Origin of the sequence: Acinetobacter sp. YH12095 (assembly GCF_013419245.1) — a bacterium.
GTDB classification, from domain to species: Bacteria; Pseudomonadota; Gammaproteobacteria; order Pseudomonadales; family Moraxellaceae; genus Acinetobacter; species Acinetobacter towneri.
The window spans coordinates 1-23,287 of record NZ_VPAL01000025.1 but is presented as its reverse complement, the minus strand read 5'-3'; the positions used below and the strand labels follow the sequence as shown (position 1 = coordinate 23,287).

Annotated in this window: 20 protein-coding genes, 6 pseudogenes and 1 other annotated feature; of the genes and pseudogenes, 11 read left to right on the top strand and 15 right to left on the bottom strand. The window is 39.3% G+C overall.

The window, feature by feature from the left end; genetic code table 11:
- Positions 1 to 75, top strand: a pseudogene (locus FTU35_RS12520) (IS6 family transposase); the annotation flags it as partial.
- A gap of 52 nt (positions 76 to 127) precedes the next feature.
- Positions 128 to 1,570 (top strand): annotated as a pseudogene (locus FTU35_RS12515) (tetracycline resistance ribosomal protection protein); the annotation flags it as partial.
- A gap of 94 nt (positions 1,571 to 1,664) precedes the next feature.
- On the opposite strand, the gene FTU35_RS12510 reads toward FTU35_RS12515, so the two are convergent.
- The 8 genes and pseudogenes from FTU35_RS12510 to FTU35_RS12475 form a co-directional block, all read right to left on the bottom strand.
- Complete coding sequence (locus FTU35_RS12510) at positions 1,665 to 1,841, bottom strand: integrase core domain-containing protein (RefSeq protein WP_373686823.1); 177 nt, start codon at positions 1,839 to 1,841, stop codon at positions 1,665 to 1,667.
- Positions 1,842 to 2,116: 275 nt separating this feature from the next.
- Positions 2,117 to 2,305 (bottom strand): annotated as a pseudogene (locus FTU35_RS12505) (LysR family transcriptional regulator); the annotation flags it as partial.
- Positions 2,306 to 2,332: 27 nt separating this feature from the next.
- On the bottom strand, positions 2,333 to 3,547 hold the full coding sequence (gene floR, locus FTU35_RS12500; protein WP_000214122.1) for a chloramphenicol/florfenicol efflux MFS transporter FloR: 1,215 nt from the start codon (positions 3,545 to 3,547) through the stop codon (positions 2,333 to 2,335).
- Positions 3,548 to 3,816: 269 nt separating this feature from the next.
- Complete coding sequence (gene istB, locus FTU35_RS12495) at positions 3,817 to 4,590, bottom strand: IS21-like element ISAba8 family helper ATPase IstB (RefSeq protein ID WP_159139008.1); 774 nt, start codon at positions 4,588 to 4,590, stop codon at positions 3,817 to 3,819.
- A complete protein-coding gene (istA, locus tag FTU35_RS12490) occupies positions 4,590 to 5,609 on the bottom strand; it encodes an IS21 family transposase (protein WP_159139009.1) in 1,020 nt (339 codons plus the stop codon). Before istA ends, istB begins: the two co-directional genes overlap by 1 nt.
- Before the next feature lie 113 nt (positions 5,610 to 5,722).
- Positions 5,723 to 5,854, bottom strand: a pseudogene (locus FTU35_RS12485) (DUF3363 domain-containing protein); the annotation flags it as partial.
- A pseudogene (locus FTU35_RS12480) lies at positions 5,853 to 6,882 on the bottom strand (IS3 family transposase); the annotation flags it as partial. The pseudogenes FTU35_RS12485 and FTU35_RS12480, both read right to left, overlap by 2 nt.
- Positions 6,477 to 6,593, bottom strand: a sequence feature (AL1L pseudoknot). Its footprint overlaps the pseudogene before it by 117 nt.
- Positions 6,883 to 7,064: 182 nt before the next feature.
- On the bottom strand, positions 7,065 to 7,631 hold the full coding sequence (locus FTU35_RS12475) for a recombinase family protein (RefSeq protein ID WP_006581699.1): 567 nt from the start codon (positions 7,629 to 7,631) through the stop codon (positions 7,065 to 7,067).
- A gap of 473 nt (positions 7,632 to 8,104) precedes the next feature.
- Between FTU35_RS12475 and FTU35_RS12470 the strand changes: the two genes are divergently transcribed.
- Positions 8,105 to 9,187 carry a hypothetical protein gene (locus tag FTU35_RS12470; protein WP_004969299.1) on the top strand — a complete coding sequence of 361 codons (1,083 nt, stop codon included), beginning with the start codon at positions 8,105 to 8,107 and terminating at the stop codon, positions 9,185 to 9,187.
- 93 nt (positions 9,188 to 9,280) lie between these two features.
- Here the strand turns inward: FTU35_RS12470 and FTU35_RS13510 are convergent, their stop codons facing one another.
- On the bottom strand, positions 9,281 to 9,406 hold the full coding sequence (locus FTU35_RS13510; RefSeq protein WP_004969301.1) for a hypothetical protein: 126 nt from the start codon (positions 9,404 to 9,406) through the stop codon (positions 9,281 to 9,283).
- Positions 9,407 to 9,622: 216 nt separating this feature from the next.
- On the opposite strand from FTU35_RS13510, the gene FTU35_RS12465 reads away from it, so the two are divergent.
- Together FTU35_RS12465 and FTU35_RS12460 are read left to right on the top strand one after the other, a co-directional pair.
- Positions 9,623 to 9,919 carry a type II toxin-antitoxin system RelE/ParE family toxin gene (locus FTU35_RS12465; RefSeq protein WP_004647749.1) on the top strand — a complete coding sequence of 99 codons (297 nt, stop codon included), beginning with the start codon at positions 9,623 to 9,625 and terminating at the stop codon, positions 9,917 to 9,919.
- Position 9,920: 1 nt separating this feature from the next.
- Positions 9,921 to 10,211: an addiction module antidote protein gene (locus tag FTU35_RS12460; RefSeq protein WP_004969304.1), complete on the top strand. Its 291-nt coding sequence runs from the start codon at positions 9,921 to 9,923 to the stop codon at positions 10,209 to 10,211.
- Positions 10,212 to 10,321: 110 nt separating this feature from the next.
- On the opposite strand, the gene FTU35_RS12455 is transcribed toward FTU35_RS12460, so the two are convergent.
- Together FTU35_RS12455 and FTU35_RS12450 are read right to left on the bottom strand one after the other, a co-directional pair.
- Positions 10,322 to 11,776, bottom strand: coding sequence for a SulP family inorganic anion transporter (locus FTU35_RS12455; protein ID WP_026438532.1), 1,455 nt, complete (start codon positions 11,774 to 11,776; stop codon positions 10,322 to 10,324).
- Between the two features lie 249 nt (positions 11,777 to 12,025).
- Positions 12,026 to 12,235: a hypothetical protein gene (locus FTU35_RS12450; RefSeq protein ID WP_004976362.1), complete on the bottom strand. Its 210-nt coding sequence runs from the start codon at positions 12,233 to 12,235 to the stop codon at positions 12,026 to 12,028.
- 249 nt (positions 12,236 to 12,484) lie between these two features.
- On the opposite strand from FTU35_RS12450, the gene FTU35_RS12445 reads away from it, so the two are divergent.
- The 3 genes from FTU35_RS12445 (at position 12,485) to FTU35_RS12435 (ending at position 14,018) form a co-directional block, all read left to right on the top strand.
- Positions 12,485 to 12,787 (top strand): type II toxin-antitoxin system RelE/ParE family toxin, encoded by a 303-nt coding sequence (locus tag FTU35_RS12445; RefSeq protein ID WP_154320144.1) that lies wholly within the window; start codon positions 12,485 to 12,487, stop codon positions 12,785 to 12,787.
- Positions 12,788 to 13,069 carry an addiction module antidote protein gene (locus tag FTU35_RS12440; protein WP_000985610.1) on the top strand — a complete coding sequence of 94 codons (282 nt, stop codon included), beginning with the start codon at positions 12,788 to 12,790 and terminating at the stop codon, positions 13,067 to 13,069.
- Between the two features lie 130 nt (positions 13,070 to 13,199).
- The gene (locus FTU35_RS12435) at positions 13,200 to 14,018 is read left to right on the top strand and encodes an AraC family transcriptional regulator (protein ID WP_032073151.1); all 819 of its coding nucleotides are present in this window, start codon (positions 13,200 to 13,202) and stop codon (positions 14,016 to 14,018) included.
- A 27-nt stretch (positions 14,019 to 14,045) separates the two neighbouring features.
- Here FTU35_RS12435 and FTU35_RS12430 read toward each other — a convergent pair whose 3' ends face one another.
- Positions 14,046 to 14,642: a LysE family translocator gene (locus FTU35_RS12430; protein ID WP_074163998.1), complete on the bottom strand. Its 597-nt coding sequence runs from the start codon at positions 14,640 to 14,642 to the stop codon at positions 14,046 to 14,048.
- Positions 14,643 to 15,068: 426 nt separating this feature from the next.
- On the opposite strand from FTU35_RS12430, the gene FTU35_RS12425 reads away from it, so the two are divergent.
- From FTU35_RS12425 to FTU35_RS12415, 3 genes are all read left to right on the top strand, one after another.
- Positions 15,069 to 16,232: an efflux RND transporter periplasmic adaptor subunit gene (locus FTU35_RS12425; protein ID WP_032073150.1), complete on the top strand. Its 1,164-nt coding sequence runs from the start codon at positions 15,069 to 15,071 to the stop codon at positions 16,230 to 16,232.
- Complete coding sequence (locus FTU35_RS12420; RefSeq protein ID WP_270915313.1) at positions 16,229 to 19,333, top strand: multidrug efflux RND transporter permease subunit; 3,105 nt, start codon at positions 16,229 to 16,231, stop codon at positions 19,331 to 19,333. The genes FTU35_RS12425 and FTU35_RS12420 overlap by 4 nt, the downstream gene beginning before the upstream one ends.
- Positions 19,334 to 19,446: 113 nt before the next feature.
- On the top strand, positions 19,447 to 20,961 hold the full coding sequence (locus FTU35_RS12415) for an MFS transporter (protein WP_032073148.1): 1,515 nt from the start codon (positions 19,447 to 19,449) through the stop codon (positions 20,959 to 20,961).
- A gap of 103 nt (positions 20,962 to 21,064) precedes the next feature.
- Here the strand turns inward: FTU35_RS12415 and adeS are convergent, their stop codons facing one another.
- From adeS to FTU35_RS12400, 3 genes and pseudogenes are all read right to left on the bottom strand, one after another.
- A complete protein-coding gene (gene adeS, locus FTU35_RS12410) occupies positions 21,065 to 22,171 on the bottom strand; it encodes a two-component sensor histidine kinase AdeS (RefSeq protein WP_032073131.1) in 1,107 nt (368 codons plus the stop codon).
- On the bottom strand, positions 22,161 to 22,889 hold the full coding sequence (gene adeR, locus FTU35_RS12405) for an efflux system response regulator transcription factor AdeR (RefSeq protein WP_032073130.1): 729 nt from the start codon (positions 22,887 to 22,889) through the stop codon (positions 22,161 to 22,163). The genes adeS and adeR overlap by 11 nt, the downstream gene beginning before the upstream one ends.
- Positions 22,890 to 23,158: 269 nt before the next feature.
- Positions 23,159 to 23,287: pseudogene (locus FTU35_RS12400) on the bottom strand (IS1 family transposase); the annotation flags it as partial.

The window sequence follows — 23,287 nt, the reverse complement described above, 5'->3', positions numbered from 1 at the left end:
GGCCAGGCCTCAGCATTTTATTATGGTGATCCCCTGGGCGAAATGCGCCTGGTAAGCAGAGTTTTTGAAATGTAAGGCCTTTGAATAAGACAAAAGGCTGCCTCATCGCTAACTTTGCAACAGTGCCCTGTATCCTAATATGTGTGTGACGAACTTTACCGAATCTGAACAATGGGATACGGTAATAGAGGGAAACGATGACCTTTTAGAGAAATATATGTCCGGTAAATCATTAGAAGCATTGGAACTCGAACAAGAGGAAAGCATAAGATTTCATAATTGTTCCCTGTTCCCTGTTTATCACGGAAGTGCAAAAAACAATATAGGGATTGATAACCTTATAGAAGTGATTACGAATAAATTTTATTCATCAACACATCGAGGTCCGTCTGAACTTTGCGGAAATGTTTTCAAAATTGAATATACAAAAAAAAGACAACGTCTTGCATATATACGCCTTTATAGTGGAGTACTACATTTACGAGATTCGGTTAGAGTATCAGAAAAAGAAAAAATAAAAGTTACAGAAATGTATACTTCAATAAATGGTGAATTATGTAAGATTGATAGAGCTTATTCTGGAGAAATTGTTATTTTGCAAAATGAGTTTTTGAAGTTAAATAGTGTTCTTGGAGATACAAAACTATTGCCACAGAGAAAAAAGATTGAAAATCCGCACCCTCTACTACAAACAACTGTTGAACCGAGTAAACCTGAACAGAGAGAAATGTTGCTTGATGCCCTTTTGGAAATCTCAGATAGTGATCCGCTTCTACGATATTACGTGGATTCTACGACACATGAAATTATACTTTCTTTCTTAGGGAAAGTACAAATGGAAGTGATTAGTGCACTGTTGCAAGAAAAGTATCATGTGGAGATAGAACTAAAAGAGCCTACAGTCATTTATATGGAGAGACCGTTAAAAAATGCAGAATATACCATTCACATCGAAGTGCCGCCAAATCCTTTCTGGGCTTCCATTGGTTTATCTGTATCACCGCTTCCGTTGGGAAGTGGAATGCAGTATGAGAGCTCGGTTTCTCTTGGATACTTAAATCAATCATTTCAAAATGCAGTTATGGAAGGGATACGCTATGGTTGCGAACAAGGATTATATGGTTGGAATGTGACGGATTGTAAAATCTGTTTTAAGTATGGCTTATACTATAGCCCTGTTAGTACCCCAGCAGATTTTCGGATGCTTGCTCCTATTGTATTGGAACAAGTCTTAAAAAAAGCTGGAACAGAATTGTTAGAGCCATATCTTAGTTTTAAAATTTATGCGCCACAGGAATATCTTTCACGAGCATACAACGATGCTCCTAAATATTGTGCGAACATCGTAGACACTCAATTGAAAAATAATGAGGTCATTCTTAGTGGAGAAATCCCTGCTCGGTGTATTCAAGAATATCGTAGTGATTTAACTTTCTTTACAAATGGACGTAGTGTTTGTTTAACAGAGTTAAAAGGGTACCATGTTACTACCGGTGAACCTGTTTGCCAGCCCCGTCGTCCAAATAGTCGGATAGATAAAGTACGATATATGTTCAATAAAATAACTTAGTGTATTTTATGTTGTTATATAAATATGGTTTCTTGTTAAATAAGATGAAATATTTTGAACCGTCCTGGTTTTATCGGAGACAGGTTTGCTTGAGTCAGGCAGCATAGCCTGACGGAATTAATGAACAATAGTAGATATTTTCCGCATCAACGGGCGATACATATCCATTGGTAGAATGCAATCGTTCATGGTTGTACCAGTGTACCCAATCAAGGGTTGCTAGCGCAACATCATTTACGCCATCCCATTCCTGTTTCAAATAATCAATCACCTCCGCTTTATTATGTGAAAGCAATAAAGTATCATACTGTTTTGTGTGTAAGTGTTTAATTTTATTGATATTAAATTCAAATAATATTTATTAAAGTACCATACTATCTGCAAGGTTAGTCTAAGTACAATTCTATTAAAATAAAAAAAAGTTTCATACTAAGATCTCAATATACTGAAAATAATGAATATATTTCCTTTCTATTGAAACCCGGTATGAAACTTTTTTACTGAGTATTATTGTTTATTACATAGTATTAAACTTTATTACTCAAAAACACCAAGGTTATCCTCCAGCGCTTTCACACGCGCGCTGACGCTCGACTGGCTGATACCAAGTGCCTTGGCCGCATGCCGAAAATTCAGATGCTCGGCGACGGCGATGAACTGAACAAGGGAAATGAGCGGTATCCTGCCAGACAGGATACCGACATTCACGAGGTTTCGATGGTTAGTGCGCCGCATCGGAGCGGGCCTGCTACCAGTCGTCGGTTAGACGACTGGCGACTTCTCGGTGGCAGCCCCACGGAGCCGAAGGAGCACCAGCCCCAACGAAACCAGTACCGCCATCGCCGTGGCGTAACAGATCACGGGCCACGCTGTGTCACCGTTTAAAAGTGCCACCGCCAATGTCCCGACAATGCTGACTATCAGGCTTTGAACGCAGAAGTAGAACGCGACCGCTGATCCCGCGATGTCGTCGAACTCTGCCAAAGCGCCGTTCGCGGTAACGGACACCGTGAAGACAATACCGACCGCGACAACCCACATCGGTAGGATGAAGGTGAGGAATGACGGCGAGCCGTAAAGTTCGCCGATCCCCAACAGGACCGCTCCGCAAACAAGCAACGCCATCCCACGCGCCACGCATCCTGCGATGCCCCATCTGGCGACAAAGGACTTCGCGAAACGGGTTGTCACGATCATTACAAGCGCGACAGTGGCGAAGGCAAAGCTGAATCCGATCTCGGAATATTCCGCTTGGCCTATGAGCACACGGGGAGCCGTCGAGAAGAAGACGAAGTAGGTGCCCATACCGGCGCTAAAGCCGACAGTGTAAACCCAAAAAGCCGGACTCGCGAAGATCGGCAAGACAGATCGGCGCGTCTTGACTTGATCCAGAGGGCGGGTTTCGTGCCACCTGAAACCCGCATTTAGGAGTGCGAGCATCGCCAGTATAGCCAAAGTAATGAATATCGCCTGCCATCCCAAGAACTCGCCGATCAATACTCCGGCGATAGGGCCGAGCGCAGGCACGAACGCCAGCATCGAACTGAAAAGGCCGTAGATGACGACACCCTCAGGACGGTTGGCATAAACGTCGCGAACCGTCGCGAACGTCGCCACCAGCATGGCCGACGCGCCCACTGCTTGAAGTAGACGGAAAGCGACAAAGGCCGGTGCAGTTGAAGACCAAGCTGCTCCCAGAGACGCAATGACGAAAGCCGTTGCGCCCGCAAGTAGAATTGGCCGTCGCCCGATTCTGTCTGAGAGCGGACCAAAAATCACCTGGCCCACGCCGAGCATCACCATATAGAGGCTCAACGTGAGTTGGATCATAGCGGGCGTCGTGTTCAGGATGCCGGGCATCGCTGGAACGACAGGGAGATAAATATCCATCGCCAGTGAAGCGAGGATGTCGAAAGGAGCCATCAGCAGCAGTGCTGCCGGCAGCGTATAGGCCCACGCGGGGCGTGTGGTGGTCATGACGAATCAACCCTCGATTAAGGAATACCGGGCGACGTCTGCTCGTCAGCAATCAGATGAGACTAGCCTTACAGAGCGCCGCAACAACAATACTGGTTGTTGCGGCTTACTTGTCTGCTGACTTGGAATTTCCCATCTGATTACTCCACGCTTACGAATATGAATTGCTACATTTTATCCGATTATCTTTTGCTTTGTCAACGGCATTCTAAAATTGACCCCTTTTACCTTACAAATGGCAAAGTAAAATTGACCCCTTTGATCTCGTATTAAATTTCAACCTGAGGCTGAATCCCTATTCTTTTTTTATCCTTCAAACGATAACTCTCACCCGATATTTGTACCACATGACAGTGATGCAATAACCGATCTAACATCGCAGCGGTCAACGTGACATCATCCGCAAATGACTTAGACCATTGGCTAAAGGGTAAGTTACTCGTCAATATCGTACTGCCTTTTTCATAACGCTTGGCAATCACGTTAAAGAACAGATTCGCTTCTTCACGTCCAAACGGTAAATAACCAATTTCATCGATAATCAGTAATTTTGGGGCGAGTATCACCCGTTGCATATAGGTTTTCAATTTACCTTGCTGATAGGCTGTACTGAGTTGCAGCATGAGATCGGCGGCGGTAATAAACTTGGTTTTGACATTGTTCATGATGGCCTTATAGCCTAATGCCATGGATAAATGCGTTTTCCCTACACCGCTAGCACCAAGAAACACCACATTTTCTGCTCTAGCAATAAAGCTCAGGTTGAACAACTCGACCACCTGTGATTTGGGAGCACCCAGTGCATAATTAAAATCGTAACCTTCCAGCGTTTTCACTTGAGGCAGGCCTGAGAGTTTCATCAGTACCTGCTGGCTGCGCTGTTGCCTGGCAGCATATTCATGCGTCAAGATCGCTTCAACAAAGTCGGCATAACTTCCATCCTGACCTAATGTTTGTTGTGCATGATGTGACCATTGTGATGCGATGGCAGGCAGATTGAGCTTTTGGCAAAGCTGCTCTATACGGTCGTATTGCAGATTCATCAGGAAACTCCCAGCAACTGGTCATATACAGATAAGGGATGCTGCAAACTCTCGTAGGGCATGACATGCTGTGCTGCTGCAACAGGTACAGTGCTGGAACCTGTATCTGATTGCGGTAATGGCGTAAATTTTTGCTGCTCCTGTTGCAGTCGAACAGCCGGTTTTTCCTGCGTGGTGGCATGAATCCGCTGATTGGCGGTTTCATGCAGCCACCGGCCAATGTGGGCATTGGCGACATCAACATCTAACAGTAAACCCGAAGTCTTCAGGCTTGCTTTCAATGGCACAATAAAGCTTGATTTGAGGTATCCATTAAAGCGTTCAACTTTGCCTTTGGTCTGTGCACGGTAGGGCTTACATACGCGAGGACGAAAGCTGTATTTCTTGGCGCAGTCGAGCAGTTTGGGATTCCATTTATGCTGCCCCTCCTGATAGGCATCCCGTTCAATCATGATCGTTTTAGCGTTATCAAACAGGATTTCCTGAGGTACTCCTGCAAAGAACTGAAATGCATTTTCCAGACCATCGATCCATGCATCGGTACGTTCATGATCATAAAATTTCACGAAAGTCGCTCTGGAATACCCTAATGTTGCGACAAAGGCTTTTAAAGTCGAGTTGTTGCGTCGAATCGTGGTGAAATCTACCTGCATTTGTTGGCCAGGTTGGGTTTCAAAACGAATGATCGGTTCCGGTTTAGCAACTGATTTTAATGTTGCAAGATATTCCCTCAAGATCCTGATCTTTCCTGGATATCCCAACCTTAAAATTTCCTGGTAGAGCACAACAGCAGGAATCCATTCAGGATGAGCTGCGTTTACACGTTTGAGTAAATAGGGTTTATATGGATCAAGAATACTTGTTCTAGGTTGTGTACGCCGATACTGAGGTGTTTCCTTCTGCCGTAAATATTTACGTACGGTATTTCGGGACACCCCCAGTTCACGACTAATGGCTTTAATAGATTTACCTTGTTGATGAAGTATTTGGATTGTCACTGCTTGCTCCAAAGTTAACATGTTGAGCAGTCCAAAATGACCGCTATATTAACCAAGGGGGTCAGTTTTTAAATGCCATTAGGGGGTCATTTTTACACTGCCGCTAACAGCTTCGCAATGCGGCATGGGCGCACTCAGCGTTCCAGCCCCCTCTGCCGCCCTAACTGCCACGACACCGACCCGCCCTGCACGATGCCCATAACCTCGCGGCCGAGTTGGCGGTCGATGATCGGCCGCCACGGGACAAGGGTGAACTCATGGGATTTCAGCCAAAGCATTATCGTATGAATCACCAGTCGTACCGACTGATGCTCGTAAATTTGCTGCTTCTAAACGATTGGTATAGCGAATGGAAAGATATTGCACACCTCTGTCGGAATGATGAATCACATTCTTTGGCATGCCTCGATCATGCAATGCTTGCTCCAATGCATCGAGCACCATATCTGTATTCATCCGTGTCGATACTTTCCATCCAACAATTGCTCGTGAGAACACATCAATAATAAATGCAGTATAAACCCAGCCTGAATTTGTTTGAATATACGTAAAGTCACTCACCCACAGTTGGTCAGGATGATCAGCAGTAAAATTACGTTTTACCAAGTCATCCGCTCGTTTTTGATCATCTCGGCTACGGGTGGTTTGTTTGTTCTTACCACGCCAAACACCTTTTATACCTAGCTTTTGCATTAATCGAGCAACAGTACAGCGCGCAATAATATAGCCTTCACGTTTCAGTTTTTGCCAGACTTTACGTACACCATACCGACCTGAACTTTCCTTCCAAATTCGTTTAATCTCCTCAGCATGATGCAAGTCATGTAAATCTCGCTTTGCTCGATGTTCTGGATTTTCACAGAGATCTAGAGTCCGGTAATAGGTTGAAGGTGCGATCGGTAAAATTCTACAAATCGCCTCGACTCCGTACAGCTCTTTATTATTATGGATAAAATCCACCATTATTTGTGTGGGCGGTCGAGCTCCGCCTGGGCGAAAAAAGCGGCTGCTTTACGTAGAATTTCATTGGCGCGTTGCAGTTCTTTATTTTCGCGTTCGAGTTGTTTGATACGTTCTTGGTCTGAAAGCTGCTGTACTTTAACTGGATTTTGTTTATCTAAATATTTTTGATACCAAACACGTAGTGTTTCAGGAGTACAACCCTTGCGCAGTATACTGCTCAGGGAGCAATAGCGGTGATCGCAGCCCAATTCGATGGATAATCTTTCTCGGATTCAATCAATAATTGAACCGCTCTTTCTCTGATTTCAGGGGTATATTTTACTTTTTTCATCGGGACATTCTCTCAGAAAGCTTGGTCTCCGACAAACCCGGTACGGTTCAAAAATCTTCCATTGATTTATTTATATCTGTTAAACCAGTCGCATTATGAAATGTAATATAAGTAGAAATTTCAGTATAAATGGTCATGATCTTTTCTAAATTTGAATATCTAAGCGTCTTCATTAATCAACCTTATTGATTATTAGTTTCTTCTTTTAAAGCTCTTTGTACTGTTGCTATCCCTACTTTAAACTTTTCTGCAACACCTCTAAATGTTGAATTTTCTTCAGCCATTGCTTTTCGTATTTCAACATAGTCAACCTTCCGCTTTCTTCCCTTATATAAGCCCTTCGCTTTGGCTTTTGCAATTCCTTCCTTTTGACGCTCACGGATCATGGAGCGTTCAAACTCTGCAAATGCAGCAAGCATCTGAAACATGAGTTTATTTATTGCCGATTGTGCTACATCATGACTGAAGGTCAAATTCTCTTTATGAAAAATAATGGTTATACCACGATCATTCAGACTATTCACAATTTCGTTCAGATCATTTGTATTACGTGCCAGACGATCAATACTATGAACATGCACCGTATCACCTTCACGCAGATAGTCGAGCATTGCATTTAACTGAGGACGTTCACGGCTACCACCGCTTGCCTTTTCAGTAAAGGTCTTATCCAGGCTGATTCCATCTAATTGACGTTCAGTATTTTGTTCAGTTGAACTGACTCGAATATATCCGACCTGATTAGGCATTCTGTACCGTTAGAGTTTAGATAATTAAATACATATTGTACCGAAATTAAATATTAAGTCTATAAATACGGTTTTTGAGTTGCTTTTTAAGACTTTATTTTGTTCCGTTAGGCTATACTCTATAGTTACATAATTCGTGATTTAAAGAGACCTAGAAAAAGAGAAATGGTATTTATTTGAGCTAATCAAAGTTGAGAAACTTTAGAATTCTTGCGTTAGTCAAATTTTAAGCAGCCAAAAGCTATATTTTATGAGGTTTTAGCCAATTCAAAAATTAGATAAACTATACTTTCGCAAGAGGTCTTTTGATTAAATAATAAGCGTGGAACGTGAAAAATCATAAAAAAAGCCCACCTTGGGGAAGATGGGCTATCAACTAGAAACTACAGCATTGATTTCTATAGAGAATTATAACGCATTTCGTATAAGGTGTATTATGTTAATTTTAGATTTTTTAAAAAATTAGGGCATCCATGAATCCTTTAGAATTCTACTGTTTAATATTGAAAAATATGGATAAAAACCTGGCTAAGAAACTAGGTAAAATTGAGAAAAAATATACTAATGTTCCATTTAAAAATGATGAAATAGCTAAAGTTAAAATTAAATCCGAATTTGCTTCAGAAATGGGGTTTTTCGTACTTAATTCAGCAACTTCTTTAGCTGTAGATGAAGAAAACTATAATTTTGCATACTGCTTAAAAATCTTAGAACTATATCCAATTAAGAATAACGATTTTTTTTATTGGAATGAGCATATAAAGCTATTTTCAGAATTAGAAAAAAATAATTTTTTATATGAAGATGTCTGCAAACTACATGATTTTCTGGTAAATAACTTTAGCTTTAACGGTGATTTAAAGAATATTATTAGTCATGAGATGCTTAGAAATTCTGGCGTCAATATACTGCTAATTTTAATTCACTTAGATCATTTAATTTCTAAGAAGTGGGGATTCCAATCAATCTCACTAAACCAAGCATTAAAGTTTAAGTTTAAAAATAAACGACCATACTTCCCATCAAAAACTTTTACAGATTTTCTTTTATTTATCTTAAAGATAAATGCAAAGTTTGAAGCAACAAAAGGACATAAAGTCGAGATTCTGAAGACTATTCCTCCAACTAATGGTTTTGAGCAATGGTTAGATCCTTCTCTCGAAGATGAACAAATTAAAGAATTTATACAACTAATTAAAAAAGTTAGAGAAAACAGAAGACTATGCTACTTGAATGAAGTCTATGAGTTCCTAGGTCTACCTTATGGTGAGTTTAAAAATGATGAAATTTATGAACAAGTCTCAGAAGAGAATTATTTATTCCTGAAAAATGAACTTCCAGAAGATAAGTGGTTTGAAAGTATTAATGCCATAGCTGGCCTATGGTTAATATATTTTTGGCAAGACTTTTATTATAAACATTTTCAAAAAACAGCCAGCGTTTCTACGTTAGCTACATCAGAAGATTTTATCGTGATATGGGAAGCCTTCCTGAAGAAATATCCTTCAGAAGGCCAATATCTTTGGCCTTCTGAATTGATATTACAAGATAAATAAATTTTTATTTACGAGGTGGATTATTGTCTCGGCCACCACCTGATGGATTTCCAGTAGTACTAGGCCAACCTGCTGTGCTCATAGTTTTCATCCTTATTTAGATTTCGTAGGTTTATGATTAGGATTCAATTGTCGGCTACGGTTGTCCTGATTCTGCGCATGTTGAATATTATTAGGATTTTTTACTGTAGCACGTTGATCATTCGCTGTTTGTGTCATTGCTTTCTCCTTAAAATGTTTGAACATCTGACAAGGAAAGTATGGCTTCAAAAAAATATGCATCTTGCCTGAAAAACAGTAAAAAAGTTTAAATTTTAACCAAAAAAATTATGTATTTAACATAATGGTGTTATACGAAATTAATGGATGTTCGTATAAATTACTTGCATATTGTATTCGATCGAATACAATATAGTGAGAAGATAAGGAATCCTCATGATTGAAATTAAACGTCTTCCAGAATTTGATGAATGGTTGGATGGCATTAAAGACAATATGACCCGTATCCGCCTGAATCGTCGATTAGATAAGGTTCAACGTGGAAACTGGGGAGACATTAAACCTCTCCAAGATGGCGTTTGGGAAATGAGAGAATTCTTCGGTTCTGGATGGAGGATGTATTACATCCAACATGGTGACGTTGTGATTGTAATGCTTGGTGGTGGAGATAAATCAACTCAACAACAAGACATCGATCGGGCAGTCAAACTATCGAAAACATTGGAGGATTAAAATGGTTAAAGTCGCTGATTTACCAAGTTTTGATATGGCTGAGTCGCTCAAAACTGAAGAAGACATTGTGATGTATCTCAATATGGTTCTTGAAGAAAATGATCCAGCTGAATTAGCCCATGCACTTGGTGTTATTGCTAAAGCTCGTGGCATGACTCAAATCGCTAAAGAAGCAGGGATTGGGCGTGAAGCACTCTACAAAGCCCTACGTCAGGATTCAGCACCACGTTTTGATACGATTAATCGTGTAGTAAATGCTTTAGGCTTAAAACTCACAGTACAACACGCTTAAAACTTTAAAAATATAGTAAAAATGGGAGCTAAAGGCTCCCATTTTTAGATTCGTATAAGGTGTATTATGTTAATTTTAGAAATTCTATATAAATATAGAATTTTTAAAACTTAAATTCTGGCATGTGTCCCATACTTATCAATCATGATCGAACTGGCTTCATTTAGACCACGTACTGTGACATTCGCACCATTCTTTTGAAATTTATTTACAACAGAATCAAGCATGGCGACTGATGTTACATCCCAAATGTGAGAATGGGTCAAATCAATAATCACCTCCTTTACATCCTCTTTAAAGTCAAAACCTTGCATGAATTTTTCAGAAGAACTAAAGAAGATCTGACCTCTCAACTCATATAAACGGGCCATTCCTTCAAAAGATGCTGTCACCTGGATATCATTTTCAAGTTTATTCGCCAGGAACAAGGCTGAAAGTAATACGCCTGTTAACACACCCAAAGCCAGGTTATGCGTAGCAACAACTACAATCACCGTCGCAATCATGACGATATTACTACTCTTAGGATTATCTTTTAACTGAGTGACAGAACTCCATTCAAAGGTACTGATAGAGACCATTATCATTACCGCTACCAATGCAGCCATTGGAATCACTTTGAGCCAGTCGCTGATAAATACAACCAGAATAAGAAGAAAAATGCCCGCAGAGAATGTTGATAAGCGTGTAAGGCCACCTGATTTTACGTTAATCATAGATTGACCAATCATTGCACAACCGGCCATGCCACCCATAAAGCCAGAAGCAATATTCGCAATCCCTTGTCCCTTACATTCCTGATATTTATCACTTGGCGTATCAGTCATTTCATCCACGATAGTTGCTGTCATCATCGATTCAAGTAAACCTACAGCCGCCAGTGCGACTGAATAAGGCAAAATAATCATCAATGTTTCAATATTCAAAGGAATATCTGGAATCAAGAACATTGGAAGTGTGTCAGGTAAAGACCCCATATCGCCCACGGTCCGTACATCAATTCCTAAAGCGATTGCCAATAATGTGATTGCAATGATGCAGACTAGTGGAGAAGGGAGTAATTTTCCTAATTTGGGAACCAGAGGGAATAGATAAATAATTGCTAAACCTAAAGCAACAAAAGCATATACATGCCAGGTCACATTAATCAGTTCAGGCAATTGAGCCATGAAAATTAAGATCGCTAACGCATTTACGAATCCAATAACCACAGATTTAGATACAAACCGCATTAACTTGGCGAGCTTTAAATAGCCTGCCAATATTTGAATCACGCCTGTCAAAATTGTTGCTGCCAGCAGATATTCAAGCCCATGCTCTTTGACCAATGTGACCATAAGCAGCGCCATTGCACCAGTGGCTGCTGAAATCATGGCAGGACGACCACCTACGAAAGAAATCACGACGGCAATACAGAAGGATGCGTATAGACCAACTTTAGGATCTACACCTGCAATAATTGAAAATGCGATGGCTTCAGGGATGAGTGCAAGACCGACGACTAATCCGGCAAGTACATCCCCACGGATGTTAGAGAACCACTGTTCTCGGACATTAGATAACATAAACATAGCCTGTTTTTTAATTTTTCAGATAGGCTAGTGATGTGATATATACAACACACAAACGACTACACCACATCACTAGACAGTGATGAGTTATTTACAGATTTAAGACGATAAATAAACTTAAGGTGGCGTAAGTGTCATAAGATGAAAGAACGTTTTAGAGTAAAAAAATCAGGACAAGGGTAACAGCTAGGTACTTTTTTATAAAGCCTGGATGTTATATCCAAGCTTTGTTTAATCGGTATTTTATGAAGCTTTTGGCTCCCCAAGTAATTGACCTATTTCCAAACGTGTATAGCCACGTTCTTTAAAAATCAAAACAATAGCCTGTTTATAATCTTCAGAAGTAGAAGTCTTATACTTAGTTATCAGTTGATTTTCAGAATTCAGCTCAAGATCATTTTTGATGGTCAATACTTCGCTAGAGATCTTGTTAAAGATATTTAGGTTAAACATACAGGCACTCGTCATCCGTATTATAGCGGCCCGACTATAACGAATACCTGTCTTAGCTACGCTAGACACCCTTGGCCGCAAGGATTACAAATTAAGAAAAATTCCGCAAGTTTTTGTCTATTGAAAGAATAAATAATCTCCCAACTGCTATCTATTTAACATAATGGTGGTTATACGAAATTCTGTTGTAGCCCCATACATTCAAGTTTATTTCTTGCATGAATGTATCCTATAGGATACATTACTCTTATGTACTCAATATATACCACTGAAGTCTTTGATGACTGGTTTACTAAGTTAAAAGACCTGCAGGCAAAAAGACGTATACAAGTCCGAATTGATCGGGTTGAAGATGGAAACTTTGGAGATACTGAACCAGTAGGTGAAGGTGTTTCTGAATTACGTTTCTTCTTTGGACCTGGCTACAGGATCTATTACTGTAAGCAAGGGCAAAGGGTCGTTATTCTTTTAGCAGGCGGAGACAAGTCTACGCAAAGTAAAGATATAAAACTTGCCCTACAATTAGCACAAGATTTAGAGGAGGAGCTGTAAATGGCTATCAAACTTCGCAAATGGGACAGTGCTGAACATCTTAAAACAGAAGAAGATATGCAAGCTTACCTACAAGCCTGTATCGATGAATCTAATGGTGATGCGGCATTCATTGCAAAAGCTTTAGGTAATATTGCTAAAGCTAAAGGAATGGCTCAATTATCAAGAGACACTGGTTTAGGTCGAGAAAGTCTTTATAAAGCACTTTCTGGCGATGTAAATCCAAGCTTTGATACTGTTATTAAAGTCGTAAAAGCACTGAATTTACGCTTAGCAATTTAAAAAAAACTAGTAAAAAAGGGAGCTTTAAGCTCCATTTTTCATTTCAACTTCGTATAACGTGTATTATGTTAATTTTAGGAAAAGTGAAAAATAATCTACAATAGAATCTACGAAAAATTGGCCATCAATTATGCCTGATTTCTCCAGTGGAAATAATTGGATTGTGAGATCCCCCACTCAAAATCATAAATTAGAAAGAATTGAAGCATTTCTTTCCAATTATGCTTATAAACCTCACCGACATGATACTTATGCTATTGGCAGGACTCTTTCCGGAGTTCAAAACTTTCATTACAAAGGTACATTGCAACATAGCTTGCCAGGCATGACTATGGTTCTACACCCGGATGAAAAGCATGATGGTGAATCAGGAACATTAGATGGCTATCGCTATAGAATGATTTACATCGAACCAGCGATGATCCAAACCATTTTAAAGGGTAAACCTTTGCCTTTTATCAGACATGGCTTAAGTAATGATATTCGCCTGTTTAGGGCAATGGATAGCTTTCTAAATAATATAAATAATTATATGGATACCCTAGAAGAGGAAGATGCTCTATTTGATTTGGCAACTACACTGTGTGAAATTTCAGATACTTCATCTAACCAAAACAAAAAATTTGACTACAAGGCAGCAGAGAGAGCGCGTGAGTGTATTTTGGCGTATCCACATGAAAACTTAAGTTTGTCAGATTTAGAGAAACATGCTGATCGTGACCGCTGGAGCCTTTCTCGTGATTTCCGATTATTATTTGGAACTAGCCCACACCGTTATATGATCATGCGTCGCTTAGAAACAGTTAAGTTCTACCTTGCTCAAGGGGAGTCTATTGTTAATGCTGCTTTAAATGCAGGCTTTTTTGATCAGAGTCATATGACCAGACATTTTATAAAAACATTTGGTTTAACTCCCACTCAATGGAAAATGATAAATATTAAAAGATAGCCGTTCGATTTGAACGGCTAATTTGTCCTACAGCAGATTTATTCCATTAAGAAAATCTTTGAACATAAAAAGCCCTGATAAAATCAAGAGTATACCCATCAGCTTATTTAGCCGATTAAACCAGATAGGATTAGCAATTTTGTTGCCTAATACTTTTCCAACCAGAGCATAGGTGAATGGTGCGCCAACAGCACCAAGTGAAATCAGTAAAGAAACTATCAAGATCATGATTCCTGTGATTTTGGCTGCAGGGTACATAATTGTCGTAACAGGTAGAATGACGAGAATGGCTTTTGGATTTAATAACTGAATAAATAAGCCATTTAAGAATGTTAGATGGCTTTCTTGCTGTTGAGTTGTTTCTACATTCGCCCTAATCATTTTTATAGCCAAGTAGAATGTATAAATTGCACCCGCTAAAGCAATATAATGAATCAATCCATGTGGAATAACAGCTTCACCTATATAGCCAAACAATACGAATAAGATCAACATGGCGAAACCAATGCCTAGGTAAAATCCTATAGTCTTTTTTAATTGACCTGTAAGGCCAGAATTTAGCCCCATAAAATTTACAGGGCCTGGGCTATACATAACGCTTAATGTATAAAGAAATATTTCCACAGAGTTCACTCAATTAGATAGCAATAAACATCAAAGAGAGAACGGTATCGAGTTATAGGCCTTAAAGATTGTACGTTTGTGCTGAACTAATTAAAAATTTCTATTTAACTTATGTTCACCTAAAGTTCACTTCATAAGTGTATAAAGAAACTATGTATTGTATTTTCAATTGCTTATATAAATATTAGTCTTGGTTTAGAATTTTAAAGTTCATGAACTATGAGAAAAAACTAAGATACGATCAAAATTGTAGAACAACAAAATTATTTATACTAATTTACAAGCCACGCTGTTTAAGCGTGTCATTAAAAAATAAATCTTTTAATCTCTCCACACAATCTCCACACAATCTCCACACAACATCAGCAATTCATAAACACTGCTATTTCAAAATAGTAGTATCTAAAACCCCCCCTCTGAAAAAGCATGTCAACACATTATCATTTAATAGGTTCAATACTTATTACAACTGTACTTTTAATCGGCTGTACACAAGCCAAAGATGCTGAACAGTCCCCAACAGAAATGCCACCAGCGGTTGTCAGTACCATCACGGTATTACCGCATTCCATGAATTTAATTGAAAATCTTCCAGGCCGTGTTGTCGCTTACCGTATTGCTGAAATTCGCCCGCAAGTAGGTGGAATTGTTGATAAAGTACTTTTTAAGCAAGGCTCTTATGTGCAAGCAGGTCAACCGCTTTTTAAATTGAATTCTGAAATATTTCAGGCAGATGTAAAAAGCAATCAAGCCACTTTAAACCGTGCACAAGCTGAGGTGACACGTTTGCAGGTGCTGTTAAAACGCTACACTGAATTAGTAAAAGTAAATGCGGTTAGTCAGCAGGAATACAACAATACCGAAGCAGATTATCAAAAAGCAAAAGCCGATGTGGCGCAAATGCAAGCCATGTTAAGCAGACAACAACTTAATCTTAAATATGCGACTGTTACAGCCCCTATCTCGGGAACGATTGGTGAAATCTTAGTGACTGAGGGTGCATTAGTTGGTCAAGGTGATACTAATGCAATGGCCGTAATACAACAGATTAATAAAGTCTATGTTGATGTAAAGCAATCAATTAGTGATTATGAAAAACTACAGGAAGCTTTACAGCAAGGTGACGTGTCAAATACCAAACATACGGTTGAAATCCTAAATAGTCAGGGTAAACCTTATAACGTTACAGGTGAAATCCTATTTTCGGATACTAAAGTTGATCCTGATACGGGTGATGTCACAATCCGTATTTTAGCCAATAATGAAAATCAAAAACTTTTGCCAGGCATGTATGTTCGAGTCAATATGAGCCGAGCTCAAGTTGAAAATGCGCTCCTAGTTCCAGAACAAGCGATTCAACATGATATTAGTGGTAAAGCCAATGTTACGATTGTTAATCAAAAAGGTTTAGCGCAAAGCAAGCCTGTTCAGCTTGGTCAACGTTATCAAAATAACTATGTGATCAAACAAGGGTTACAAGCAGGTGAGAAAGTCATTGTTGAAGGGGCTGATCGTATACAGCCTGAGCAAAAATTAAAAATTAAGCAGTGGCAACCTACAAATATTAAGGAAAATGGAGGACAGCAATAATGTCCCAATTTTTCATTAGGCGTCCTATTTTTGCATGGGTGATTGCTTTATTTATTATTCTGTTGGGTGTACTAAGCATCCCCAAGTTACCTATTGCACGATTCCCAAGTGTTGCGCCACCACAGATTAGTATTACGGCAATCTATCCAGGTGCTACGCCAAAAACATTGAATGATAGTGTTGTGACCTTGATTGAGCGGGAAATGTCAGGTGTCAAAAACTTACTTTATTACAGTTCAAGTTCAGATAGTTCTGGAACAGCAACAATCACCGCAACATTTAAACCAGGTACAGATGTAGAACTTGCACAAATTGATGTGCAAAACAAAATTAAAGCCATTGAGTCACGCTTACCTCAAACAGTGCGACAACAAGGGCTGATGGTCGATGCTGCGTCGTCTGGTTTTTTAATGATGGTGGGCTTAAGTTCACCGAATGGCAAATATAGTGAAATTGATGTCAGTGACTATATGACTCGCTATGTGATTGAAGAATTAAAGCGGGTTGACGGTGTTGGTAAAGTCCAAAATTTTGGTGCTGAAAAAGCCATGCGGATTTGGGTCGATCCAGATCGTTTGGTTTCTTATGGATTGAGTATTCAAGATGTGAATACAGCCATCCAAAACCAAAACTTGCCGATATCACCAGGTCGTATTGGTGATGTTCCTGCTTTGACGGGGCAACAAATTACTATTCCTTTAACTGCTCAAGGTCAATTAGAAACTGTAGAGCAATTCAAGAAAATTAGTTTACGTGCTCAACAAAATGGCGCCAATGTTCGACTGTCGGATGTCGCTCGTGTCGAAATCGGGGCACAGATGTATAACTTTGCGATTTTAGAAAATGGCAAAGCCTCTACAGCTGTGGCGATACAAATGAGTCCTGGTGCCAACGCTGTCAAGACTGCAGAAGGTGTTAAAGCGAAAATTGAACAGTTAGGTTCAGCACTGCCTGATGGTATGAAATTCTCTATACCTTACGACACTGCACCTTTTGTAAAAATCTCGATTGAAAAAGTAATCATGACATTGCTTGAAGCTATGGCATTAGTTTTTATTGTCATGTTTATCTTTTTACACAATGTTCGATACACCTTAATTCCGGCGATTGTTGCACCGATTGCATTGCTTGGCACATTCTCAGTCATGCTGCTTGCTGGTTTTTCGATTAATGTGCTGACCATGTTCGGTATGGTGCTTGCGATCGGGATTATTGTCGATGATGCGATTGTGGTCATTGAGAATGTTGAACGCATTATGGCGACAGAAGGCTTATCTCCAGTTGAAGCCACATCTAAAGCCATGAAGGAAATTACCAATCCGATTATTGGCATCACCTTAGTGTTAGCCGCTGTATTCTTGCCGATGGCATTGGCGTCAGGCTCAGTGGGGATTATCTATCGTCAGTTCACCATTACCATGTCGGTTTCAATTTTATTCTCAGCTTTCCTTGCACTGACATTAACCCCTGCGTTATGTGCAACGATGTTAAAACCGATTGATCAAGACCATCAGAAAAAGGGTGTTTTTGCATCGTTTGATCGCAGTTTTGAGAAGCTGAACAATCGCTATGAACGCAGTTTATTTAAAGTAATTAAACATAAAACCCTCGCAATGTTATGTTTCTTAGGCATTGTCATTGTGCTGATTTTTAGTTTTAAACACGTTCCGACTGCGTTTATGCCAGAAGAAGATCAGGGGTGGTTTATGACTTCGATTCAACTTCCTGCGGATGCAACTCAAGAACGTACCCGTAAAGTCGTTGCTGAGTTTCAAAATTATTTAGACCAAGAAACGGGGATTAAAGACAATATGGCGGTCTTAGGTTTTGGTTTTAGTGGATCTGGTCAGAATACAGCGATGTATTTTACCAATCTATTGCCATTCGAAGAGCGTACTATTACGGCACAAGAAGTCGTGAATAATGCCAATATAGCGATGGCTGAAAGTTCAGAAGGTCAAACCATGTCTGTGTTACCACCAGCAATTGATGAATTGGGTAACTCATCTGGTTTTTCACTGAGATTATTAGATCGTGGCAATATTGGCATGCCTGCTTTAAGAGAAGCACAAGATCAGCTTTTAGCATTAGCAGCACAAAGTAAAATCGTGGCGGAGGTCTATCCTGAAGGTTTGCCAGATGGCAGTTCTGTACAGCTTAAAATTGATAGAGATAAATTGCAGGCATTAGGTGTTAATTTCAGTGATGTGACCGATATTATTTCAACCTCAATGGGTTCGATGTATATCAATGATTTTCCAAATCATGACCGTATGCAGCAAGTCATTGTGCAACTTGATGCCAAATCACGCATGAGTATTGAAGATATTCTTCAGATTAAGGTGAACAGTCAAAGCGGTAAATTGGTTTCAATGTCTGAAATAATTACTCCAATTTGGCAACATTCCCCACAACAATACAATCGTTACAACGGTCGTCCATCATTGAGTATTTCTGGCAGTCCAGCAGCAGGTATATCTTCAGGACAAGCCATGACTGAGATGGAAAATTTGATTGAACAACTTCCGAAAGGTGTGGGTTATGAGTGGACTGGGATTTCTCTAGAAGAAAAACAGTCGGAATCACAAACCTTGTTTTTATTACTGTTGTCGATGTTAGTCGTTTTCCTTGTCTTGGCAGCGCTTTATGAAAGCTGGTCAATTCCATTCTCTGTGATGCTAGTTGTCCCTCTAGGGTTGATTGGCGCCTTTTTAGCAGTAATGTTACGTGGTATGCCAAATGATATTTTCTTTAAGGTCGGCATGATCACGATTATTGGTCTATCTGCAAAGAATGCTATTTTGATTGTTGAGTTTGCAAAAGCACTAAGAGAAGAAGGAATGGGTTTAGTGGAGGCAACCGTTGCAGCCGCTAAATTGCGCTTACGTCCAATCCTAATGACATCTTTGGCATTTACCTGTGGCGTTATTCCTTTAGTCATTGCCAGTGGCGCTAGTTCTGAAACTCAAAAAGCGATTGGTACAGGCGTCTTTGGCGGCATGATCAGCGCAACAATTCTAGCTGTTATTTTTGTACCGATTTTCTTTATTGTCGTCATGAGCATGGTTGAGAAATTCTCGAAACGTAAAGCGGCACATTAAGCATCAAAACTGAGAATAAAAGCTGTGGGTTAACGAGTTTAGCCCACAACAAATCTTTCATTTACATCTTTATTTCAGAATTGATTTAATAAACCATCAATATAGGTTTAATCATGAAAGCTACCAATCTTGATCCGAAACGCTGGTGGATATTGCTCGCTGTCGTGCTTGCATTTCTGCCGATTGTGATTGATATGACTGTACTGCATGTTGCGGTTCCCTCATTAACCCAATCGCTGAGTGCCACAAGTAACCAAGTCTTATGGATTATTGATATTTATCCATTACTTATGGCTGGACTTTTAGTTCCGATGGGAACTTTGGCTGATCGTGTCGGCAATCGTAAGATTCTGCTGATTGGCTTGGTTATATTTGGAATTGCCTCAGTCCTTGCGGCATTTTCCCAAACGGCTTCTATGCTGATTGCCGCACGTGCTTTATTAGCATTAGGCGGTGCCATGATTATGCCCTGTGTATTGGGTATTATTCGCAGAACCTTCGAAGACAGTCGCGAACGTGCCATTGCGCTGGGTATTTGGGGCACAATCGGATCAGCCGGTGCCGCCATTGGACCGCTCATTGGTGGGGGATTGTTAGAATATTTCTGGTGGGGTTCAGTTTTCCTGATTAACGTCCCAATCATGCTGGTTGTCGCACCAATGTGCTATTTCTTATTGTCCCGAAAAGAAGCTATAACCCCTGGACATTGGGCATTTGGTCAAGCGCTATTGCTGATTGTCGGTTTGATTTCGTTTGTATATGCACTAAAAGCAGGCTTAGGCGGTAAACAGTCGTTGTTGATTGTCTTGCCTTTGGTCGTTTTATCTATCGGCTTATTAACCATATTTGTACGCAAACAGCTGAATTCTCCTCAGCCGATGCTAGATCTTTCGCTATTTTCACGTCCTGCTATTTTAGCCGGCATTATTATGGCAATGGTTGCTGCAGGCGCTTTGGCAGGGGTTGAGTTAACTTTGGCAATGGAGCTGCAATATGTCATTCGTTTAACACCGCTGCAAGCCGGTCTTTTTATGGTTCCGATTATGGTTGCGGCCGCTATTGGCGGGCCTATTGCTGGTTTTTTATCCAATAAATTTGGACTCCGTCTGGTTGCGACCATGTCATTAATATTGGCAGCAATTGCGTTGGTCAGTTTGAGTTATTCAGATTTTCATCATCCGGGAATCATCGTTCCCTTTATTTTAGCTTCGATTGGATTAACACTGAGTATTGGTTTAACAGCTTCATCCATTGCGATCATGGGCTCAGTACCTGCAGAAAAGGGCGGTGCGGCAGGTTCACTTGAAAGTACAGGTTATGAACTGGGTACAGGACTAGGTATTACTTTATTTGGTGTTTTCATGGCCTATATATTTGGCAGTCATCTTCAAGTGCCGTCAGATTTAACTGCTGTTTTAGCAGAAAAAGCCAGACTTTCGATTGGTGATACCTATTTAGTGGCGAGCCAGTTACCCGTTGAACAAGGTACAGCATTGATTAACGCAGGTAAAATTGCCTTCAGTTCAGCTCATGTTAATTTATTATTAACAGCAGGGATTATCATCGGGATACTCTCCATTGTGGTATTTTTTATGCTAGCTAAATATCGAGATGAGAATTCATTGTGATGAAATTTATTTGAGGATCATCAAACAGAATGGTTAAGTTCAGACATCAATTTATCTTAAATTTATGGTTTAAATTAAGCCGTATTAATCTGAACTTAACACATTATAAATGAGTTGATGTCTTACGATTTAGTTGAATAGTAAAACAGCTGCCACCTAAGTTTTTGGATTTAGAATAATAAATATGACCTTGGTGTGCTTCAATAATTGCATCAATCACTGCCAAGCCTAATCCAGTACCGCCATCTAGACATGATCTAGAGTCTTCCAGTCGATAGAAGGGTTTGAACAGGTGTTTAAGATGCGATTCATCAATACCAGGACCTTCATCTTCAAACGTCAATACCCAATGTTCTGCTGTGGTTACAGATGTAATATTTATTTTTCCAGCATTCGAATATCTTAGAAAGTTAGAGAACAATGCAATAAAGACCTGTTCCATCCTTCTTATATCAACGCAAACCAATTTATCCGTCAAATTTAAAACAATAGTTAAACCTTTAACATGAAACCGTTCATTAAACATCTGCAGACATTTTTCAATACTATTTTTTAAATTGGTCTTTTCTAGTTCTAATCGTAATTGTTTATTTTCAATAAGTGTCAGTGTCCGTAAATCTTCCACAAGGTAAGATAAGCCTTCGACTTGGTTCAATAAGCTTAGGTGTAAAGCTTTATCGGCAATAAATATACCATCGACAATACCTTGCAAGCGACCTTGTAATATTGTCACAGGTGTTCGTAATTCATGTGCAATTGCAGCATTCCAAACAGTTGAATTCTTAACTGATACTTCAAGTTGGTTTGCCATTTCATTGAAGTTCTCAATAAGAGACTTGATTTCATGTGGAATATCATGATGTGGCTGTTTAATTCTGAGTGCTAAATTGCCTTGTTGAATTTGTTGAATAACATCTGCTAAATCACTAATTGGCTGTGTATAGCGTTTTCCATATTTAAAGGCGAGGATAGTAGAAAGAAAAAAGCCTGTTAATAGCACTAAAAACAGCCAGATAAAGTCAACGGAGGTAACTGAAAATTCATTTGAATTAATAACTTGTGTATTTAGAAAACCTATTTTTATCGCCCAGCTATAAACAAAATAGCCAATCATGAAAGATAACAGCGTAATGCCTAAATTGAATAGGCTCATCATGATAATAAACTGGAAGTTAATTCCAACAGAATTTTTAAAAAAGTTAAATTTCATGATTTTGATCTAAGCGATACCCCACGCCACGGACATTGATTAATAAGCCATTTACATCATTTTCTTCAAGTTTTTTGCGTAATTTGCTGATATGGCTATCTACAGTGCGATCTAAAGCATCACTTTCAGGCATACAGTTTTGGATCAATTCATTACGTGTAAAGACTTTATTCGGTGTTTTTGCCATCAAAAACAGTATCTTATACTCAGTTAACGTAAGGTTGAGCAACTGATTTCTTTGACCATTTGAAATGTAAACTTGATGATGATCTGGATTAATTTCAATATTTCTATAACGAATAATATTAGTTATTTCCATATTTTGGCTTGTACTTCGTCTAAGTACGGCTTGTATTCGTGCAATCACTTCGTTTGGGTTAAATGGCTTAATAATAAAGTCATCAGCACCCATTTTTAGCCCCATGATCTTATTCACTTGATCATCTAAGGCAGTCAGCATAATGACAGGTAAATGACTTGTTTGACGGATGATTTGTAGAATTTCCCAGCCATTTAGTTTGGGTAATTTAATATCAAGGAGAATCAGGTCGATAGAGTTGGCTTTTAGGCACTCTAAAGCTTGTTGTCCATCCAATGCACGGATGACCTGCATGTTTTCATTTTTTATGTATTTTTCAAGAATGTCACCAATATCATAATCATCTTCTACAACGAGAATGACGCTGTTTTCGAAGCTGTGCTGTAGATTTGGATACATATATTTTATCTTAGATGAAGTAGCTATGCATTTTAACATTTAATTGTGTAATGGAGATGATTAGACGAGCAGTCATTTATATTTGTAATTGAGGGGTGACATATAATAAAATTCGTTGCATATCAGTATTAATGAACAAAATGTCAATTATCATTCATTTAACATAATGGCTGTTATACGAAACGAGAGTGTTAGAACCCATTTAAAGTGTCTATATTCTCACCAATAAAAATGTCCGGTTTCTCCGAGGTAAAATATGACTTTTGAACAAAAATAAGCCATTGTTTATTCTTTTTATTTCCAACAAAATTCCAGAACTCATCTACTTCGAGAGATTCATAATGACTTTGCTGAGGCTGAATTTCATAGGTTGATTCAGTTAAAGTACGTAAAACTTT